Genomic DNA, 17,470 nt, shown 5'->3' on the forward strand with positions numbered 1-17,470 from the left:
GACCCCGAACCGATCCCCGCCCCTGGAGACGGAAGCGCGGCGAGGGGCGTCCGATGCCGGCGAGGCCACGGGCGAGGCCACGGCCGGCCATCGCCGCGCCCCGGCCGCGCCCGGTGCGAAAGCGCGGCGCAGCGACGCGCAAGGGTCCGCCTCCGGCTCCAAGCCGACGATGCGGGATGTCTCCAAGCTCGCGGGCGTTTCCACCATGACGGTGAGCCGGGTGCTGGCCGATCCGTCCATCGTCGCGCCGGAAACGCGCGAGCGCGTCATGCGCGCGGTGGACCAGCTCGGCTATGTGCCCGATCTCGTCGCCGGCTCGCTCTCCTCGCGGCGCACCAATTTCGTCGGTCTGATCCTGCCGACGCTTACCAATTCCAACTTCGCCGACACGGCGCAGGGGCTCGCGGAAGCCTTGGGGCAGAGCTATCAGCTTCTGATCGGCTACACGCTCTATCAGGCGGGCGAAGAGGAGCGGCTGGTGCGCTCGCTTCTGGCGCGCCGCCCGCAGGGCATCGTCGTCGCCGGCACGCTGCACACGGCCTCGACGCGGCGGATGCTGACCAATGCCGGCATTCCGGTGGTGGAAATCTGGGACGCGCCCTCGGCTCCGCTCGACCGCGCGGTCGGCTTCTCCAATTTCGAGGCGGGCCGCGCCGCCGCGCGCCATTTGCTCTCGCTGGGTCTGCGCCATATCGCGGCCATCGGCTCGGAGGCGGAAGGCGATATGCGCGACGCACGCGGCGAGGCGCGCCTGCAGGGCTTTGCGGCCGTGCTGCGGGAGGAGGGCATCGAGACCGGCCTGATCCTGCGCCATGGCTCGGCCCCGGTCTCCTACGCGCACGGCGCGGCGGCGATGAAGCTCCTGCTGCGCGATAAGCCTGGCGTCGAGGGCGTCTTCGCGGTGTCGGACGGTTCGGCCTTCGGCGCGCTGATGGAATGCCGCCGCCAGGGCATCGACGTGCCCGGCCGCATCAGCCTCATGGGCTTCGGCGATTTCGAGCTGGGGCGCGAATGCGAGCCGGCGATCTCGACCATCCGGGTCGATGCCAAGGGCATCGGCAAGGAGACCGGGCAGCTTCTGCGCGATCTCTTCGAAGGGCGGGGCGCGGACCGGCCGCCCTCCATCGATCTCGGCATCGAGGTCGTGCCGCGCGGCACCACCGCCGCGCCGCGCCAGCGTTCGAACTCCACAATCTGAAAGAGACCATCATGAGCCAAACGCGGATCGGCATCGTCGGAGTGGGCGTGATGGGCAGCGCCATCGCGGGCCGCTTCCTCCAAACGGGGCACCGCGTCACCGTGCGTGACCGCGATGCGGAGAAGACCGCGCCGCTGGCGGCCAAGGGCGCTACCGTCGCCGACAGCGCCGAGGCGCTGATGGAGGCCTCAGACGTCGTGATCCTTAGCCTCAACACGGCCGAGATCGTGGAGGCCGTCGTCTTCGGCGCGGACGGGCTCGCCGCCCATGCGCGGGGCGGCGTGCTCCTGATTGACATGTCCTCCACCGATCCCAAGGCCACCGCCGCGATGGCTGAGCGCCTGCGCGCCGAGACGGGGCTCGGCTGGGTGGACGCGCCGCTTTCGGGCGGCGCGCCGGCGGCCACCGAGGGCCGGCTGACGCTGATGATGGGCGGCGAGGCCGAAGAGGTGGAGCGCGCGAGGCACGTTCTCTCGGCGGTCGCCGCCAACATGACCCATATGGGCCCGTCAAGCGCGGGGCAGACGACCAAGCTCATCAATCAGGTGCTCTGCGCCTGCAATTTCATGGCCGTAGCCGAAGCCACGCGCTTGGCCTTGGATGCCGGCGTCGATGCCCAGCGCATTCCCGCAGCGCTCGCGGGCGGGCGCGCCGACAGCCGCATCCTGCAGGAGTTCATGGGCAAGATGGCCCGCTTCGACCTGACGCCGACGGGGCGGATCGACAATATGCTGAAGGATCTCGAAGCCACGCAGCGCTTCTCCATGGGCCTGCGCACGCCGATGCCGCTCACCAACCTCGTCGCCGATCTGCACCGCATGATGGTGGCCGCCGGCATCGGCCACGAGGACAGCGCGGCCTATATGAAACTCTTCGATTTCGGAAAGGCCCCCTGATGGCACAGGTCTCTCAACCGCGCGGCGTCGCGATCGTCACGGGCGCGGGCAGCGGCATCGGGCGCGCCTCCGCGCTGGCCCTGGCAGCGGAGGGCTGGCGCGTCGTCCTGGCCGGGCGGCGGCGCGAGGCGCTGGAGGAAACGGCCGCGCTGGCGGGCGGGGCCGAAACGCTGGTGGTGCCGACCGATGTGACCGTGGAAGGCGATGTGGCCGCCCTGTTCGACAGGGTAGTCGAAACGTTCGGGCGCGTCGATTTCGTGTTCAACAATGCCGGCACCAACACATCCGCCGTGCCGATCGATGAACTGCCCGTGGCGGAATGGACGCGCGTCGTCTCGGCCAATCTGACGGGCGTGTTTCTGTGTATGCGCGAGGCCTTCCGCGTCATGAAGCGGCAGGAGCCGGGGGGCGGGCGCATCGTCAACAACGGCTCGATCTCCTCGCAGGTACCCCGGCCCCATTCCGCGCCCTACACCGCCACCAAGCATGGCGTGAGCGGCCTCACCAAGTCGGGCTCGCTCGACGGGCGCGCGCATAACATCGCGGTCGGGCAGATCGACATCGGCAATGTCGCCTCCGACATGACGAGCCGCATGGGGGGAGGCGTCCTTCAGGCCCATGGCGGCATCGCGCCCGAGCCGGTCATGGCGATGGAGAATGTCGCGCGCAGCATCGTCCTCATGGCCTCGCTACCGCCGGAAGCCAATATCTTCCAGATGACGGTGATGGCGTCCGACATGCCCTTCGTCGGGCGCGGCTGAGGTTTCGAGCGGCTGATGTTTCGAAGCGAAACGGAGGAGAGTTTCGCTCCGAGGGGGCTCACCGCCGATCTCTTCGGCGCGCACACGGTCCCCAGGCTCGACCGCGAGGGCGTCTGCCATCACGGCTGGCCGCAGGCCTGAATCACGGCAGAACGATCACGCTCGCGTGAGTCCGCTTGCTGTGTTATCGGTATCATGTACATTGAATCGGCATGGGAAGGGGGAATCATGTCCCTGAAGCTTTTCGATCTCTCCGGCCGCACGGCCCTCGTCACGGGCTCGGGCCAGGGCATCGGCTATTCGCTGGCCGAAGGGCTCGGCCGCGCGGGGGCGCGCGTCGTGCTGAACGGGCGCGACGGCGCGAAGCTCGACGCGGCGGCCGAGCGCCTGCGAGCTGAGGGCATTGCGGTTGAGACGAGCGTCTTCGATGTGACCGATCACGCCGCCGTCAAGGCCGGGGTCGACCGCATAGAGGCCGAGATCGGGCCGATCGACATTCTCGTCAACAATGCCGGCATCCAGCGCCGCGCCCCGCTGGAAGACTATCCGGCCGAAACCTGGTCCGAGATCATGCGGGCCAATGTGGACTCGGTCTTCTTCGTCGGCCAGGCGGTCGCCAAGCACATGATCGCCCGCAAGCGCGGGCGCATCATCAACATCGCCAGCCTTCAAGCGCAGGCCGCGCGCTATTCCATCGCGCCCTACACCGCCACCAAGGGCGCGGTGCTCAACCTCACCAAGGGCATGTGCACCGACTGGGCGCGCCACGGGCTGCAGATCAACGCGATCGGCCCCGGCTATTTCGAAACGCCGCTGAACCAGGCGCTGGTGGACGATCCGAAGTTCACCGAATGGCTCAAGATCCGCACGCCGACGGGCCGCTGGGGCAAGGTGGAGGAGTTGCAGGGCGCCTGCATCTTCCTCGCTTCCGACGCTGCGACCTTCGTCAACGGGCAGATCGTCTATGTCGATGGCGGGGTGCTCGCCACGCTCTAAGAGACTATTTCGAACGTTCGCCGGGTCGGATCGGCGGTGCTTTTCGTCCGTGCTTTCGTTGCCAATCCTCGCCGATGCCGCCGGCATCGACTGCGTTTGGCGCCTTGGCACGAACCGAAAATCCCGCGCCGATCCTCCGCCGGGAACTTCCGAAACAGTCTCTGACATCATGCGCCGGGCCGCTGGGAGGCCGCCCGGTCGCAGTCGATCCTTTCTCGAAATGCCATGGGAGGCATGGGTATGACCAACACGACACGACGCGCCGTGATGAAGGCGGCGTTCCTCGGATCGCTCGCCGTGGCCACTCTGACGGCGGCGATGCCGGGTTCGGCCGAGGCCGTGACGCTCGCCGACATTCAAGGTCGCGGCACGGTGAAGATCGGCGTTCTCACCGGCGCTCCGCCCATGGGCATGATCGACGAACGCGGCAATCCGAGCGGCTACGATGTCGATGTCGCCAACCAGATCGGCCAATATCTCGGAATGCCGGTGGAGCTGGTGCCGCTGACGCCGCCCGCGCGCATTCCCGCGCTCCAGACGGGGCAGGTGGACTTCCTCGTCGCGACCCTCGCGCCGACGGGCGAGCGCGCCAAATCCGTTATGTTTACCTCGCCCTATTCGGCCTTCAACATGGTGATCGTGTCCGGCCCGAACGAGAAGTTCGAAAGCCTCGATCAGTTGAAGGGCAAGCGCGTCGCGGTCAATCGCGGCTCCTCGCAGGAAACGGCGCTGCGCCGCGCCAATGTGGAAGGGCTGGAGATCGTCGTCTTCGAGGACGATTCCACCTCCGCCCAGGCCCTCGTCGCGGGGCAGGTGGACGCGACGGCGCTGCCCTCCACGGTCGCTCAAGGGCTTCTGCGGCAGGCTCCGCAGGCGGGCTTGCAGATCGGCTTCACCTTCTTCCGCCAAGGCAATTCCATGGCGGTGCAGCCGGGCGATTTCGAGCTGCTGCAATATCTCAACACCTCGATCTACCTGATGAAGGTCTCGGGCGAACTCGACAAGATCGCCGTGAAATGGACCGGCGACCCGCTGCCGCCCACGCTCCCGGCTTTCTGAGAGATTGTTTTGGAAGTTCCCGGCGGAGGATCGGCGACAAGATTTCCGGTTCGAGCCAAGGCGCTAAACGCAGTCGATGCCGGCGGCATCGGCGAGGATGGCAACGAAGGCACGGACGAAAAGCGCCGGCGAGCCGACCCGGAGAACTTTCGAAACAGTCTCTAGAGCGAGCCCGGCGCCGGCTTGGGTCAAGCCGGCGTCCCCTGTCCTTCGCGCGGGGTTTGTCCCATGAATTACACGTTCCAGTTCGGCGTGCTGGCGCAATATCAGAGCCAGCTTCTGGCGGGCCTGTGGCTCACCGTCCAGATTTCCGCCTTTGCCATTCTCTGCGGCACGGCCTTCGGCATTCTCTTCGCCTCGCTGCGCTCGGTCGCCGGGCGGCCCGTTCGCATCCTCATCGACGCCTATGTCGAACTGATCCGCAACACGCCCTTTCTGGTGCAGCTCTTCATCATCTATTTCGGCCTTCCCGCCGGGGGCGTGCGCGTCAGCGCCATCACGGCGGCGCTGATCGGGGTGACGATCAATCTCGCGGCCTATTCCACCGAGATCATCCGCGCCGGGATCGAGGCCGTCCATAAGAGCCAGATCGAGGCGGGCGAGGCGCTGGGCTTCACGCAATTTCAGATCTTCCGTTATGTCATCCTCATCCCCGCGCTTCAGAAGGTCTATCCGGCCCTCTCGTCGCAATTCGTGCTGATGATGCTGGCGACCTCGATCTGTTCGGCCATCTCGGTGAACGAGCTGACGGCGGCGGCCTCCTTCGTCCAGTCGCAGAGCTATCGCTCCTTCGAAGTCTATCTGGCGGTGACCGCGCTCTATCTCGTGCTCGCCCTCATCCTGCGCGGCATCCTCGCCCTTGTCGGGCTCTGGCTCTTCGGTCGGCGAACGGCTCGGCGCGCGCTCAAGCCCGTGGTGGAGGCATCGGCATGATCTTCCGCTCCTTCGGTCCGTCCGAATTCCTGTTTCTAATCGAATCCCTCCAGTGGACGCTGATCCTGACGGCTCTCGCGCTCGCCGGCGGCGGTCTCGTCGGCTTCTTCCTGGCGCTCGCCAGAGCCTCGACGCTGCGCTGGCTGCGCTTTCTGGCGGGGCTCTATATCCAGGTCATTCAGGGCATTCCCGTTCTGATGATCCTGTTCCTGTCCTTCTACGGGCTGGCGCTGCTCGGCTTCCGCCTGCCGCCACTGATCGCCGCCGGTATTTCGATGACGGTCTATGCCTCGGCCTATCTCGCTGAAATCTGGCGTGGCTCGATCCAGTCCGTCGCCAAGCAGCAATGGGAAGCCTCCGAGTCGCTCGCCATGACGCGGGTCCAGCAATATCGCTACGTGATCCTGCCGCAGGCCGTGCGCCTGTCCCTGCCCTCCACGGTGGGTTTTGCCGTGCAGGTGGTCAAGAACACCTCGATCGCCTCGCTGATCGGCTTTGTGGAACTCGCCCGCGCCGGCCAGCTCGTCAACAACGCGACCTTCCAGCCCTTCCGGGTCTTTCTGGTGGTCGCCGCGCTTTACTTCATCGTCTGTTATCCGCTGTCGCTCCTGTCCCGGCGGCTGGAAAGGAGGTTCCATGCCTGAGGTCGCCATTCGGGACGTGCGCAAGAGCTTCGGCGCGGTGGAGGTGCTCAAAGGCATCAATCTGGAGGTCGGGCGCGGCGAGGTCACGGCGCTGATCGGGCGCTCGGGCTCGGGCAAGTCCACGCTGCTTCGCTGCGTCAACGGGCTGGAAAAGATCAATGCCGGCTCCATCGAGATCGCCGGGCACAAGGTCGGCACCGACAAGGCGGCCTTGCGCGCCCTGCGCCGCGACGTCGGTATCGTCTTCCAGAGCTACAATCTCTTTCCGCACTTGAGCGTCGGCCAGAACATCATGCTGGCTCCGCGCATTGTGAAGGACGTGGCGAAGGGCGAAAGCCGCGCCACCGCCGAGGAGGTGCTGGCGCTGGTCGGCCTGTCCGAGAAGTTCGACGCCTACCCGGACGAGCTTTCGGGCGGCCAGCAGCAGCGCGTCGCCATCGCCCGTTCGCTCGCCATGCGGCCCAAGGTCATGCTCTTCGACGAAGTGACCTCGGCGCTCGACCCCGAGCTGACGGGCGAGGTGCTCGCCGTCATGGAGCAATTGGCGCGCGGCGGCATGACCATGCTCCTCGTCACGCATGAAATGGGCTTTGCCCGGCGCGTCGCCAACACGACCGTCTTCATGCATCAGGGCCGCATCCACGAGGCCGGCCCCTCGCGCGAGCTTTTCGAGAACCCCAAGACCCCCGAACTGGCGCAGTTCGTGCGCTCCGATGTGAAGTGAGCCCTTCCATGACCGCCAACATCCTGCAACTCTGTCCGCTCATGCCCGCGCTGGAAAAGGCGCTGAACGAGCGCTTCACCGTCCACCGCTTCTTCGAGGCCGGTGATCCCGACGCGTTCTTGGGCGAGCACGCCGAGCGCCTGCGCGGCGTCGTCACGGGCGGGCATATCGGCATTCCGGCCGAGCTTGCCGCTCGGCTGCCGGCGCTCGAAATCGTCGCGATCAACGGCGTCGGCTTCGACAAGGTGGACCTCACCGAGGCCAAGCGGCGCGGGGTGCGCGTGTCCAACACGCCCGATGTCCTGACCGAGGATGTGGCCGACCTCGCCATCGGCCTGATCGTCTCGGCGCTCCGCCAGATCCCGCGCGGGCATGAGCATGTGCGCGCCGGTCGCTGGCCCTCGGGCGATCTGCCGCTCGGCTCCAAGGTCTCGCGCCGCAGATACGGCATTTTCGGCTTTGGCCGGATCGGGCAGGCCATCGCGCGCCGGCTGGAAGGCTTCGACGCCGAGATCGCCTATGCCAGCCGCAGCGCGGTGGAAACGCCCTATCCCCGCTTCGACACAGTCGCGGACCTCGCCGGCTGGGCCGACGTGCTCGTCGTCGCCGCCTCCGCCTCGCCCGAGACGCGCAATATCATCGACGCGCAGGTCTTGGACGCGCTCGGCCCCAAGGGCGTCCTCGTCAACGTCGCGCGCGGCTCGCTGGTGGACGAGCCAGCGCTCCTGGACGCGCTGGAGCAGGGCCGCATCGCCGGCGCGGCGCTCGATGTCTTCGCCGACGAGCCGCGCGTGCCCGAGCGCTTCTTCACGCTGCCCAACGTCGTGCTGACGCCCCACATGGCGAGCGCCACACACGAAACGCGCCAAGCCATGGCCGATCTCGTGCTCGCCAATCTCGACGCGCATTTCGCGGGCCGCGAGATGCCGACCGCGCTCGTCTGACGACGGCCGGGCGACGGGGCGGCCCTGACGGACCGGCCGTCTGTCTCCTTTGGTAAACCGGCCCCAAGCCTGTGAGACGTTGAACCAAAAACTCTGGGACGCTCCCCCAACGGGAGATGATACTCTTCGCGCAATGTGCGAGGGAACGACATGATCAATCCTGGAATGGGCTCCCATCATTTCTTCGATGATAAGTATATCAAGACATCGCAAAGAGCGGGTTTCAAGAAATACCGGGTCGTGACGGTTCCCAAGGGAACGCTTCTTTTCAAAATGACCGCCGGCGTGGCGGCGGCCGGCGACGATGGCGGGGTGACGCCCTGGTGGTCGGCCGTGAAGCCGTTTCTGGACGACAAGGAGGGCGCGCTCGGCCGGTTTCAGCAGGCCAAGAGCCGCAAAATGGATATGTCGGCCATGGTGCGGCTCATGTCCTGCGTCTGCCTCGACTGGAACGATCTCGACAATTACGTGCAGGTCGAACTTCTGGACGATGCGCGCGTCTTCTGGGGCACGTTCGCGCCGATGCCCAAGTTCAGTCAGACGATCTACACGCCGGGTTGGGGCGACGACAAGAACACATTCACCGGCGCGAACGTGCTTGCGCGCGTCAAGAAGATGAACCAGAAGGAAGCGCTGGCCGGCTTCAAGGTGCCCAATATGCTGGGCGAAGGCGAGGCCTGGCAGATGTTCATTCCGAACCTGCGCGAACAGCACATCAAGCGGTCCTCCGTCCTGTCCGGGCACGACATGGGCGTTCTGGCGCAGGCGCTGGGTCTGGTGGATCGCCCTGCCTGATCCGCGACCGATTGGCGCCTGATCCGCGCGGGGGCGGATCAGTCCTCGCGCTTTCGGCTCGTACTCGCCTGATGACGCCACTCGCGAGCGCTGCATCCGTAGGCGGCGCGGAACGCGCTGCTGAACGTGTCGCTCCGCGTGAAGCCGACACTATAGGCGATCTCGGCAATCAGGCGTCGGTCGTGAGGGTCCTGCAAGGCGGCGGCCGCTTTGCGCAGGCGCAGAGCCATCAAGGCCGCCGCGATCCCGTTCGTGTCCTTGAAGGCGCGATACAAGGTGGCGCGGGAAACGCGCGCCAGCGTCGCGATCCGCTCCACATCGAGATCGGGGTCGCGGTAGCGTTGTTCGAGAATCCAGCGGATCTCCGTCCGGAGTCGCCGCTTGGCGGCATCCTCGGACAGGGTGCAGATCTCCGACTGACCCAGACACGACAGGAACGTTCCGGTCAGCCGCTCACCAATGGCGAGGCCAGCCTCGTCATCCATCGCCCCGAGATGGTCGAGATCGTGGAGCACCTGACGCACCAGCGGTTCGGCGTCGCGGCCCGTCAGCACGAGGCCGTGCAGCGTCTCGACGCGCGGCACCAGACTCTCGATCGTCGCCCGCCGAAAGCTCAAGCTGATGACGCGGGCATTGGTGAAGGACTGGCTGAAGGGAAGGCTCATATCGCCGATCAGGACGCTTCTCGCCGCGCCCCGGAAAGGCGAAACGGCCGTTTCGCCGTGGAAGCGCCCTTCGAGGACGAGCGCCAGGGTCACCACGTTGAACCCATCGCCCTGAATCATCGGGTCGGTGCGCTCATAGTTCTGGCCCGCCATGCGCGTGTCCATGAACTCAAGTAGTCCGAGATGGAACGTCCGCGAATGAGAGTAGAAGTCGCCAGCTGGTCGGTCGGTTCGTAGAATATGGGCGTAGCTCGGCCAGGGCCGTTCCCGCCAGGCCTCGTAGCGTTCCTTGGGCCTGACGCTGTTGGTCGTGAAATCGACGGAACGCATCAAGGCCGATCGAGAAACAGGGTTGAAGACTTGCGATCCGCCAGATGGGGGCCGCGAATCGTACATATCAATCGCGCTCGATCGATCCGAAGACTGGTCTTGGATCAAGCGCCACGCGTCGTTATTTTCACGCGGAGGTGAAAGACCGACGGCTTCCAAATGATCCGGGCTGGTCTGCGTTCCCGAGCGTAGAAAATCGAAGACGGCCGTTTGGGAAGGTGCGGGTTTTATTGGCTGGCTAACGGTCTTGCCAAACGCATCTGTGCCCGCTTTGAACACACGCCAAATTGGGGAGGAGCCTGAGGACGACGCACCGGGCCGCCGTGGGGCCCGCCCGTCGTCAGGGTCTCTCTACGTCCCTTGCCGCCGCTGCGACGGCAGCGCCCACCAAGGCACCCAAGGCTGTGTGTGGTGCTCGTGATGGTATCCGAAATGGAAGCAGGAGAAGAGCGAGGCGAGATAGCCGAACTCGTTGGACCGCGCATTGTGCCGGTCCACGAAGCCGCTTTCTTCATGCCGATGCGGGCGAAAGGTGCCGAAATAGAAGAGCTGGAGCGAGGAGAGAAGCGACGGCATTCCGTAGAACAGCACCACATTCGTGACCGGCGCGCCCAGCACGAGGATATAGATCGTGACGACGGTGCTGACGAAGAGGATTGAGCGCCGCCCGAAATAGCGCGCGAAGAAGGTTCGGAACCAGGGCCAGAAGCGCTCCGGCTCATCGACGCAGAAATCCGGGTCGTCGGCGGTGCCGGGCGCGTCGTGATGGGCCATATGCGCGCCGCGGATCTTGGACCAGGCAAAGCCCGCATAGATCGTCAGGATGAAGGCGCCGATCGCTGCGTTAAGCCGGGGCCAGCCCGGAACGAGCGAACCATGCATGGCGTCATGCGCGACGATGAAGAGCCCGACCGTCAACCAGCATTGCACGGCGATGATGAGGGGAACCAGCGGCGCCGTCCGCCAGCCGAGGTCGAGAAAGAATACGCCGGCGATGTGGATCGACATCCACGAGACGAAGACGCAGGCCGCAAGGCCAAGGCCGATCACGCCCTGAAACGGGCGCAGCACCGGGCGCGAGGATTCGCTCGGGCGTGGCACCGATCGCTCGGCAGCAGCGGGGATGTGGAGATCGGTCATGGGTTGGAACTTAACAGGATCACGCGCCCGGGAAACCCGTGTGCGTCGTTATGCCAAGGCACGCAGGAGAACGCGGTCATCACCCTTCGGCTGGATGCCGTCGGTCTCGACGATGACGCCGGGGACATAGCACACGATCTCCCTCTCGCTCCGGGCGCTCTGCGCCTTGGTCTGCTGGCGCACCGCGATAGAAACGGACTGCCGCGTCTCGACCAAGGAAGCGCTTATCTCGGATGATGGCCAAGGAGAATGTTGCGACGGAGCGGGACCCTCCGCCTCGTTGCTGCCGCTCGCGCCCGTCACGTTGTCGAGGAAGACGGACCCGTCGGGGGCCGAGCGAATCGAGTTGGAGGAACTCGAATGGTAATGCGCCGCCCTCCAATGCGTTAGACCAGAACCGGCGAAAATGCGCATCAGCGTGCCATGCCGCGTCAGTGGCACACGGCGCGCCCGGCGATGGGCGTTAGCGCACGAGATCGGCTCCCAAGGACAATGCAGGCAGGAGGCCTGCAAAGTGCGCATCAGCGCATCGGACAGGGATCGGGGTGCGTTGCTGGAGCTCGAGCAGCCCGTTTGGGTGATGCTGGCTTGAACGACGAGCCGGCATTGAAGCGCAGGGGCTCGCACGCGGGAATGCCCCGCGCCTGAGTGGCATCCACGATGTGGTCGCTTCCGGCCAGCTTGCGGCGCACGTCGTTCGCGGCTTGAAAGACCAGCATGGGCTTGGTGATCCGGTCCACAGTATGGATTGAGGTGCCCTCGACCATGCGCTTGCCTCCCTCCTGCGTCCTCGGATTTCAATAGCAGCAATACATAAACTCGGCAAAGCCGGCCCAGCAGGACGGGACCGTTTCAAGCAGCGTCTGGAGGTTGGAGATACCAACCACAGGCACAGCGCAAAAGAAAACATCGGGCGTGACGGTCGCTCCCACGAAAGCCGAATAGCCTCATAGGATTCGCCGAAGATCACAACGCCTTCTGCCCGACGCGGGCCTCGTTCTGGAATCACAGCTCACTTTGGCTGCTGGAATGGGCTGCACGGGCCGTCTTCACACCCAGCATCCGCTGCGCCGTGTGCCGTCGCCGTTCTTTCTTGGCCACGCGCCGACGCTTTTGAGGGCTCGTAACGTCCATCCTGATCGTCAAACCATTTGGGAAAACCTTGGTTGTGTCAGCCCGTCAGCCCGTCAGCGCGGCGGTGTCCGAGGTCAAGGTCATGCGCATGCTTCGGAAGGGACGATGGTCGGCAGCCTCGTCGCAGGGTCGAAGGCTCGATACATCAGACGTCTGTTTCGAGCTTTCTTTGTCTGGAAATCGGAACAGAACAGAATCGTCGCCGTCCCATCGGCTATTGGCAGCAGGCTCCCGTCACCAATTCGTGCCAGAGGCTTTCGGCGAAGCCGCGCAGGACGATCAGCTCGAAACGCTCCGGCGCGAGGCAGGTGAGGTGGATGCCGATATGGCCGAAGAGCGTCGCGGCCGAACTGCCCGGCGTAAAGACCGTCTCGTAGAGATCGACCCCCGTCCCCCGCGCCAGAGTGCTGCGCGCCCGCGGCCCATCCAGCGACAGGCGCACGCGCCCATGGCTCTGGTCGCTCAGCGCCAACGAGGCGCCGGGCTGAGTGGTCAGCCGCGCCCATTCGCCGGGGCGCAGCGGCTCGGAGCCGAGCACGAACCATTGGCCGGGCGCATAGGGGCGCACCGCATGAGGGCTGCCGTCCCCCAGCGCCGCGAGGAGGGGTTCGAGCGAGGCCGCGTCCGCGCCGGGGCGGGCGAGCGCATGGAGCAGCCGGCCTTGCGGCAGCGCGGCGAGCGTCAGGCTCCCGTCCGGCGCGCGTTGCGGCGGATAGGGCAGGGCGGGCGAGAGGGTCAGCGCCTCAGGCATGGAGCCTCCTGTTATCGGGATCGACGAAGCACGGGGCGCAGAGGCGGGCGGGCGTGACCTCGCCCGCGAGCCCGTTCCAGACCAGCACCTCTTCGCCATGCCGCTCCGCGCCGCCCGCCACCAGCGCGAGGCCGATCGTGGAGCCGATATGCGGCGAGAAGCAGGAGGAGGTGACGTAGCCTTGGTCGTTTTCGAGCGTGGCGTCCGCGCCCTTGTTCAGGATATGCGAGCCCGTCTTGAAGCTCGTGGCGGGGTCGAGCGGCTGAACGCCGACCAGCGCCGGGCGGCCGGGCGCGGTGAGGCCCTCGCGCTCCAGCATGTGCTTGCCGACGAAATCGCTCTTGGTGCGCGAGACCATGCGCCCCATGCCGAGATCGGCTGCTGTCACCGTGCCATTGATCTCCGCATGGGTGACATGGCCCTTTTCGATGCGCAGCACGCCGAGCGCTTCCGCGCCATAGGGGCAGATGCCGTGAGGCGCGCCCGCCGCCATCAGCGCGTCGGCCACCGCCTCGCCATAGCCGGCGGGCACGGCGATCTCATAGGCGAGCTCGCCCGAGAAGGAGATGCGGAAGAGCCGGCCTTCCAGTCGTCCGCCAAAGAGCGTGACGGCCCGCGCGGCCATGAAAGGCACCGCCTCGGCGGACAGATCGCCATCCACGACCTCCGACAGGATGTCCCGCGCGCGCGGGCCGGCCAGCGCCATCTGCGCCCATTGGTCGGTAGAGGAAGCCAGCCGCACGTCCAGTTCGGGCCAGACGGTCTGGACGTAGAATTCGAGATGGGCCAGCACGCCGGCGGCGAGCGCCGTGGTGGTGGTCATGACGAAATGATCTTCGGCGAGCCGGCTTGTCGTGCCGTCATCGTAGATCATTCCATCCTCGCGCAGCATGATGCCGTAGCGCGCGCGCCCGACGGGCAGCTTGGCGAAGCCGTTGCAATAGATGCGGTCGAGGAAGGCGGCGGCGTCCGCGCCGAAGATCTCGATCTTGCCGAGCGTCGAGACGTCGCAAAGCCCCGCCGCCTCGCGCACGGTGCGCGCTTCGCGATCGACGCTCTCGCGCCAATGCGTCTCGCCCGCGCGCGGGAACCACGCCGAGCGATACCAGAGCCCGGTTTCCACGAAGCGCGCGCCGTTGCGTTCGGCCCAGCCATGCAGCGGCGAGCGGCGCACGGGCTGGAAATCGCGCCCCTTGGCCGCCCCCGTCAATGCGCCGAAGGAAACGGGCGTGTAGAAGGGGCGGAAGGTCGTGGTGCCGACCTCGGCGGGCGAAAGGCCCCGCGCCTCGGCCAGAATGCCGATGGCGTTGACATTGGAGAGCTTGCCCTGATCGGTCGCCATGCCGTTGGTCGTGTAGCGCTTGGCGAGTTCCACATGGGCGAAGCCCTCGCGCACTGCGAGGCCGAGATCGGCCAGATGCACGTCGTTCTGATAGTCCACGAAGGCCTTGCCCTTCGGCGCGGCGATGCGCCAGACCGGGCGGGCGGGCGCGGCCGACACATCGCCCTCGACTGGGTCAAAGTGGGCGGGCGGAGCTGCGATGCCCAAGTCCTTGAGCGCGGCCGACGCGGCGCGTGCGCCTTCATCCAGGCATTCGGCCAGCGTCATCGCGCCATTCGCCGAGCCGGCCAGCGACAAGGGGCCGAGAGCCTCGGGCGCGAGAAAGGCCGAATGCGCCTCGCTCCAACGCGGCTTGCCGCCCCGGTGGCAGGCGAGATGGATGCGCGGGCTGAACCCGCCGGACATGGCGAGCGCGTCGGCCTCGATGATCCGCTCCTCGCCACTCGCCAGACGAACCGTGACGGCGCGTAGGCGCTTGCCGCCCCACGCGCCCGCCACGACCGCGCCGGGGAAGAAAGGCGCGGACACGCCGGGATCGGCCGCCTCGGCGCGCGTGTCGATGACCGCTGCCAAACCCACGCCCGCCGCCTCCAGCGCGCGCGCGGCATGGGCGCCGGCGTCGGACTGGGCAAAAACGGCGACTTTCGCGCCGACTGCGACGCCATGACGGCGGGCATAGGCGAGGGCGGCATCGGCCGTCATGACGCCGGGCACATCGTTGCCGCCGAACACGAGCGGGCGCTCTTCCGCGCCGGTGGCGAGGATCGCGCGCCGCGCCGCGACGCGCCACAGGCGTTCGGGCATGGGCGAGCCGGCAGGCAGGCGCTCCACCGCGCCGAACACCATGTCGTCATACCAGCCGAAGGCCGTGGTGCGCGGGAGGACGCGCACATGCGGCATATCGGCGAGTTCGCGCAGCGCCGCGTCAGCAAAGGCGTCGGCCGTCTCGGCTCCGATATGCCGCCCGGTATCGCCGAGGAGCGAGCCGCCGGCTTGCGGATTCTCGTCGAGAAGGATCGTGCGCGCTCCCGCCCGGCCCGCCGTCAGCGCGGCGGCGAGCCCCGCCGGCCCCGCGCCGACGATCAGGAGGTCGCAATGCGCCCAGAGCTTCTCGTAAGCGTCGGGATCGGCCTCGTGGCTCGCCCGGCCAAGGCCCGCCGCGCGGCGGATCAGCGGCTCATAGACCTTTTCCCAGAAGGGCGCGGGCCACATGAAGGTCTTGTAGTAGAAGCCCGCCGAGAGAAAGGGGGAGAGAAGGCCGTTCACCGCGCCGATGTCGAAATCGAGCGAAGGCCAGCGGTTCTGGCTGGTGGAGGCGAGCCCTTCGATCAGTTCCACCATGGTGGCGCGGGTGTTGGCCTGCCGCCGGCCGCCGGAGCCGATCGTCACCAGGGCGTTGGGTTCGGCCGCGCCCGCCGTCACCGGGCCGCGCGGGCGGTGATATTTGAACGAGCGGCCCATCAGCAGCCGGTCGTTGGCGATCAGCGCCGAGGCCAGCGTGTCGCCGGGATGGCCCTGATAGGCGCGCCCGTCAAAGGTGAAGGCGATCTGGCGCGAGCGGTCGATCCGCCCGCCCTGGGGAAGCCGGCTGGCGCTCATCGCTCGCTCTCCGTGGTGGCGGCAGGGGCCGCGAGACGCAGCGAGGCGGCGTCCTCGACGCTCGATGTCTCATGGGTCGCCGTGTCGCGCGTCACCACCAACCAGCGGCGGCAGCCACTCGCATGGTGCCAATATTCGCGATAGGTGCCGCGTGGGTTCTCGCGCAGATAGACATGGGTGTACCACGCCTCTTCGCCGGCCTCCGGCGCGGGTCGGGCAAGGGCCGCGCCCCGGACGGTGAACTCTTCCCTCGGCCTTGCCCCGCAATGGGGGCAGCGGATCAGACTGGCCATGATGTCCTCAGTGAAGGTTCGGCTGGGCGCCCTGGCCCTTTTCGTCGATCGCATAGCCGCGCCGGAACCGATCCAGCCGGAAGGCCCGCGCCGTCTCGTGCGGCTCGCCCTTGGCGATCAGATGCGCGAAGCAGAAGCCGGAGGCGGGCGTCGCCTTGAAGCCGCCATAGCACCAGCCGGCATTGAGATAGAGATTGTCGATAGGGGTGCGGTCGATGATGGGCGAGCCGTCCATCGACATGTCCATGACGCCGCCCCAGGAGCGGAGCATCCGCACGCGCGACAGGGCCGGAATCATCGCGACGCCCGCTTCCGCCACATGCTCGACGGTGGCGAGATTGCCGCGCTGGGCATAGGAATTGTAGCCGTCGATATCGCCGCCGAAGACCAGCCCGCCCTTGTCGGACTGCGAGACGTAGAAATGGCCCGCGCCGAAGGTGACGACGCCGTCGATGAAGGGCTTCAGCCCTTCCGATACGAAGGCCTGGAGCACATGGCTTTCCAGCGGCAGCACCATGTCCACCATGGCGGCGGTGCGCGAGGAATGCCCGGCGGTGGCGAGCGCCAGCTTGCCCGCGCCGATGAAGCCCTTGCTGGTCTCGACGCCGACGACGCGCCCGTTCTCGCGCCGGATGCTGGTCACTTCGCAGTTCTGGATGACATCGACGCCCAGCGTGTCGGCCCCGCGCGCATAGCCCCAGGCGACCGCATCGTGGCGCACCGTGCCGCCGCGCGGCTGGAGGAGGCCGCCCTTGATGGGAAAGCGCGCATTGTGGAAGTCCAGAAACGGCAACTTGGCGCGCACGGCCTCGGCGTCCAGAAGCTCGGCATCCACCCCGTGCAGGCGCATGGCGTTGCCGCGCCTCGTATAGGCGTCGCGCTGCGCGTCGGAATGGAAAAGGTTGAGGACGCCGCGCTGCGAGACCATGGCGTTGTAGTTGAAGTCCTGCTCCAGCCCTTCCCAGAGCTTCATCGACAATTCGTAGAACGGGTTGTTGCCGGGCAGGAGATAGTTCGAGCGAATGATCGTGGTGTTGCGCCCGATATTGCCCGAGCCAAGCCAGCCCTTTTCCAGCACCGCGACATTGCGGATGCCGAAGGTCTTGGCGAGATAATAGGCGGTCGCGAGCCCATGCCCGCCGCCGCCCACGATCACCACGTCATACCGGGGCTGGGGCGCGGGGTCGCGCCACGCGGGCGTCCAGCGCGTGTTGCCGCGAAGGCCGTTCAGGAAGACGGAAAGGGCGGAATAGCGCATGGGCGGCC

General features: G+C 66.8%; 18 protein-coding genes. 10 read left to right on the forward strand and 8 right to left on the reverse strand.

From position 1 onward, the window contains the following. Positions 1-169 precede the first annotated feature (169 nt). The 10 genes from AUL28_RS11675 (at position 170) to AUL28_RS11720 (ending at position 8,950) form a co-directional block, all read left to right on the forward strand. On the forward strand, positions 170-1,198 hold the full coding sequence (locus AUL28_RS11675; RefSeq protein ID WP_062232726.1) for a LacI family DNA-binding transcriptional regulator: 1,029 nt from the start codon (positions 170-172) through the stop codon (positions 1,196-1,198). 11 nt (positions 1,199-1,209) lie between these two features. Beyond that, positions 1,210-2,094, forward strand: a complete 885-nt coding sequence (locus AUL28_RS11680; RefSeq protein ID WP_062232645.1) for an NAD(P)-dependent oxidoreductase — start codon at positions 1,210-1,212, stop codon at positions 2,092-2,094. Further along, positions 2,094-2,855, forward strand: a complete 762-nt coding sequence (locus AUL28_RS11685; protein ID WP_062232648.1) for an SDR family oxidoreductase — start codon at positions 2,094-2,096, stop codon at positions 2,853-2,855. The genes AUL28_RS11680 and AUL28_RS11685 overlap by 1 nt, the downstream gene beginning before the upstream one ends. A 228-nt stretch (positions 2,856-3,083) precedes the next feature. Further along, positions 3,084-3,851 carry an SDR family oxidoreductase gene (locus tag AUL28_RS11690; protein ID WP_058599769.1) on the forward strand — a complete coding sequence of 256 codons (768 nt, stop codon included), beginning with the start codon at positions 3,084-3,086 and terminating at the stop codon, positions 3,849-3,851. Between the two features lie 267 nt (positions 3,852-4,118). After that, positions 4,119-4,910 (forward strand): transporter substrate-binding domain-containing protein, encoded by a 792-nt coding sequence (locus AUL28_RS11695; protein WP_244493504.1) that lies wholly within the window; start codon positions 4,119-4,121, stop codon positions 4,908-4,910. A gap of 228 nt (positions 4,911-5,138) precedes the next feature. Next, entirely contained in the window at positions 5,139-5,843 is a 705-nt protein-coding gene (locus tag AUL28_RS11700; protein ID WP_062232651.1) for an amino acid ABC transporter permease, read from the forward strand. Next, positions 5,840-6,487: an amino acid ABC transporter permease gene (locus AUL28_RS11705; RefSeq protein ID WP_062218931.1), complete on the forward strand. Its 648-nt coding sequence runs from the start codon at positions 5,840-5,842 to the stop codon at positions 6,485-6,487. The genes AUL28_RS11700 and AUL28_RS11705 overlap by 4 nt, the downstream gene beginning before the upstream one ends. Beyond that, the gene (locus AUL28_RS11710; RefSeq protein ID WP_019997525.1) at positions 6,480-7,211 is read left to right on the forward strand and encodes an amino acid ABC transporter ATP-binding protein; all 732 of its coding nucleotides are present in this window, start codon (positions 6,480-6,482) and stop codon (positions 7,209-7,211) included. The genes AUL28_RS11705 and AUL28_RS11710 overlap by 8 nt, the downstream gene beginning before the upstream one ends. A gap of 8 nt (positions 7,212-7,219) precedes the next feature. Continuing rightward, positions 7,220-8,155: a 2-hydroxyacid dehydrogenase gene (locus AUL28_RS11715; RefSeq protein WP_062232654.1), complete on the forward strand. Its 936-nt coding sequence runs from the start codon at positions 7,220-7,222 to the stop codon at positions 8,153-8,155. Between the two features lie 150 nt (positions 8,156-8,305). Continuing rightward, positions 8,306-8,950: a hypothetical protein gene (locus AUL28_RS11720; protein WP_058599763.1), complete on the forward strand. Its 645-nt coding sequence runs from the start codon at positions 8,306-8,308 to the stop codon at positions 8,948-8,950. Positions 8,951-8,988: 38 nt separating this feature from the next. Here AUL28_RS11720 and AUL28_RS11725 read toward each other — a convergent pair whose 3' ends face one another. The 8 genes from AUL28_RS11725 to AUL28_RS11750 all read right to left on the reverse strand — a co-directional run bounded on the left by AUL28_RS11725 (position 8,989) and on the right by AUL28_RS11750 (position 17,462). Then, entirely contained in the window at positions 8,989-9,945 is a 957-nt protein-coding gene (locus AUL28_RS11725) for a helix-turn-helix domain-containing protein (protein WP_062232658.1), read from the reverse strand. A gap of 351 nt (positions 9,946-10,296) precedes the next feature. Continuing rightward, entirely contained in the window at positions 10,297-11,085 is a 789-nt protein-coding gene (locus AUL28_RS11730) for a fatty acid desaturase (RefSeq protein ID WP_082640413.1), read from the reverse strand. Positions 11,086-11,133: 48 nt separating this feature from the next. After that, positions 11,134-11,301, reverse strand: coding sequence for a hypothetical protein (locus AUL28_RS22645; protein WP_156419975.1), 168 nt, complete (start codon positions 11,299-11,301; stop codon positions 11,134-11,136). Positions 11,302-11,606: 305 nt separating this feature from the next. Continuing rightward, positions 11,607-11,852: a hypothetical protein gene (locus AUL28_RS22650; RefSeq protein ID WP_156419976.1), complete on the reverse strand. Its 246-nt coding sequence runs from the start codon at positions 11,850-11,852 to the stop codon at positions 11,607-11,609. Positions 11,853-12,433: 581 nt separating this feature from the next. Further along, a complete protein-coding gene (locus tag AUL28_RS11735; RefSeq protein WP_062232660.1) occupies positions 12,434-12,970 on the reverse strand; it encodes a sarcosine oxidase subunit gamma in 537 nt (178 codons plus the stop codon). Beyond that, complete coding sequence (locus AUL28_RS11740) at positions 12,963-15,911, reverse strand: sarcosine oxidase subunit alpha family protein (protein ID WP_062232662.1); 2,949 nt, start codon at positions 15,909-15,911, stop codon at positions 12,963-12,965. Before AUL28_RS11740 ends, AUL28_RS11735 begins: the two co-directional genes overlap by 8 nt. After that, positions 15,908-16,204 carry a sarcosine oxidase subunit delta gene (locus tag AUL28_RS11745; protein ID WP_062232664.1) on the reverse strand — a complete coding sequence of 99 codons (297 nt, stop codon included), beginning with the start codon at positions 16,202-16,204 and terminating at the stop codon, positions 15,908-15,910. The genes AUL28_RS11740 and AUL28_RS11745 overlap by 4 nt, the downstream gene beginning before the upstream one ends. Before the next feature lie 7 nt (positions 16,205-16,211). Next, complete coding sequence (locus tag AUL28_RS11750; protein WP_062232666.1) at positions 16,212-17,462, reverse strand: sarcosine oxidase subunit beta family protein; 1,251 nt, start codon at positions 17,460-17,462, stop codon at positions 16,212-16,214. Positions 17,463-17,470: the final 8 nt, after the last annotated feature.

The sequence above is a fragment of the Aureimonas sp. N4 genome (genome assembly GCF_001463925.1).
Taxonomy (GTDB): Bacteria; Pseudomonadota; Alphaproteobacteria; order Rhizobiales; family Rhizobiaceae; genus Aureimonas; species Aureimonas ureilytica_A.